Below are 2026 nucleotides of genomic sequence, written 5' to 3' on the forward strand. Positions count from 1 at the left end.
TCGAAGATCCTGATGGGCTGATGGGCGAAAAATACGTCGGAATATTCGAGTTCAGATAGGAAACTGGTCATCCAAGCGTCCTTCCGCTCGTCGGGTGCCATCTCGTCCGCTGTGCTCGTCCACGCGTTGAGGTAGCCGCGATAGGTTCGCTGAACCCACTCGCGGCCGTGCGCAAGGGTTTTCAGTGTTGCGGAGTTGACGAGCATCGAATATGCCGCGCTGTCCGAGTTGAATGCGCTCAGGGCGCCGTGGTTGAGGCGGGTTGTCACCCACTGTGCAAATTGTGTGGGAGTCAACGGGTTAGGCCCTCCGTCCCAAGGGTCTTTGGGGGCCGGGGGTCTGTGGGGACCCGACCGTCTGCCAAACATGACCAGGGAATTGCGTATTCGCGGATCGCGGCTAGGGAGACATCATCGACTAGACCCTTGGTACGTGGGAACCGCTTGAGAAATACATCTGCGCTGACAGCAGTGATTCGGTCGCCGGAGGGGCCGAGGCAGCATGTGTGGTCGCTGTACCGGACGCCGCGAGCGGCGAGGTTGTAGAGCGCATAGAGGCTATGCGCTCCGCTCTTTCGGGCGTAGAGGTCGAGTAGGTCGATCTGCTGCATGCCAGTGGATCGAACGGTGTGTTTGATCTTGTATTTCCCGGCCGCGTGCGCTTTGGGTGTTTGAAGCTTCTTGGCTTGGATGACGAGGTGAAACCATTTGTTCGAGCCGTCCGAGATCCACCATTTCCAGTCCGCACCGTAGCGGGATTCCTCTCTGCGGGTGAAGGCTCCGACGTGGAGGTCGGGAAGGGTTTTCGCGAAGTCCAGCAAGATCCGTTCCGTGGTTCCTTCTTCACCTTGGCGGATGTTGTGGAGCTCTCCATCCGTGAAGTTTTGGCCGGCGCGGTGTGCATTTTTGAACAGCGCTGTTGCGAGTTGCGTCATGACTGGGCCAGGCGTGGAAGAAGTTGGAATTGGCACGTGTATCCCGTCGGTTGGTTGGGCCGCCGGACAAGGGTTGCCGGCGTCAGAGGATCGCATGTCTGTAGGCGAGCTTAGGAATCTACCGGTGGTTGTGCAGTCGCTAGAAGTGCCCAGAAATGCACTGATCGGGTAGAACTGCGCTTCGCTTCCACCGTGTGAAGTTTCGAAAAGGCAGGGTGGCCCCTCTGCTTCGGTTCAAGCAGTCCAGGTCCCTCGCTACCGTTCGCCCATCAATCCGAGAGGCCGATGTGTAGAGGAGTCGTGGTTTCGATGACCATCACCGAGATTCACCCAAGCGATACCGCTGGGAATGTCGATTGGCAGGAGCGGGCAGTGTGCCAACGCACTGATCCCGAAGCATTCTTTCCTGAACCGGGAGAAGCGGTCCGTCCGGCGAAGCGAGTCTGCGCAGGATGCGACGTTCGTGTCGACTGCTTGGCATTCGCATTGGCGAACGACGAGCGTTTCGGTGTCTGGGGTGGGTTGACCGCCTCGGAGCGGCGCCGTCGCTATTCGCGGGTGCAACAGTGACCACCCACGTGGACTTCACCCATACCTCGTACGCGGAGGCCGCGAGGTATGCCGATTCCATCAAACTCGCTCGGTACATCTGGGATCGAGGGATTTGCGGCACTGAGCTGCTCAGTCTCAGTGGGGCTACCCGCCGAGCGCTCGCCAAAGCGGCTGTTGTGAATCCGCCTTGTACCTCGAAAAGGTGGGCGACGGTGGCGGATCTTGTGGCCGAACAATCAGCGTGGGCGGACGCTCACCCGGATGATCCGGGTTCTGTTCCGCTGCACGCAGACGAGCATGAGGCGTGGATTTCGTGGATCCGTCCAGCAAGCGAAATCGGTACCTCGCGTGGGTGATCTTCTGTTCATGGCAGGTGCCTCGATGACATGCCTGTTGGGTGTTGCGGGCCTCACCGTTGCCCTTCGAGGGGCAAAGAATGCGACCGACGAAGACGAAGCGCTCGGGCCTGCAGCAGAGTTGATCCAGGAAATGCGATGAACGACTCGCAGCTCACGCTTTTCGACATCGAACTGCGCGAAG

At 59.4% G+C, this 2026-nt stretch carries 3 protein-coding genes; 1 reads left to right on the forward strand and 2 read right to left on the reverse strand.

Features of this window, described 5'->3' with window-relative positions; genetic code table 11:
• A partial coding sequence (locus ACH4F2_RS35830) for a hypothetical protein (RefSeq protein WP_398136791.1) occupies positions 1-269 on the reverse strand: 269 nt, incomplete at its 3' end.
• A 23-nt stretch (positions 270-292) separates the two neighbouring features.
• Positions 293-934: a DUF6615 family protein gene (locus ACH4F2_RS35835; protein WP_003945292.1), complete on the reverse strand. Its 642-nt coding sequence runs from the start codon at positions 932-934 to the stop codon at positions 293-295.
• 309 nt (positions 935-1243) lie between these two features.
• On the opposite strand from ACH4F2_RS35835, the gene ACH4F2_RS35840 reads away from it, so the two are divergent.
• On the forward strand, positions 1244-1504 hold the full coding sequence (locus tag ACH4F2_RS35840) for a WhiB family transcriptional regulator (RefSeq protein ID WP_003945293.1): 261 nt from the start codon (positions 1244-1246) through the stop codon (positions 1502-1504).
• Positions 1505-2026: the final 522 nt, after the last annotated feature.

Origin of the sequence: Streptomyces sp. NPDC017890 (assembly GCF_044328675.1) — a bacterium.
In the GTDB taxonomy this organism is placed as follows: domain Bacteria; phylum Actinomycetota; class Actinomycetes; order Streptomycetales; family Streptomycetaceae; genus Streptomyces.

Excerpts from the sequence above, each read along its gene's own strand:
- ACH4F2_RS35835 (WP_003945292.1), bottom strand. The coding sequence starts at position 934 with ATGACGCAACTCGCAACAGCGCTGTTCAAAAATGCACACCGCGCCGGC.
- ACH4F2_RS35840 (WP_003945293.1), top strand. The coding sequence starts at position 1,244 with ATGACCATCACCGAGATTCACCCAAGCGATACCGCTGGGAATGTCGAT.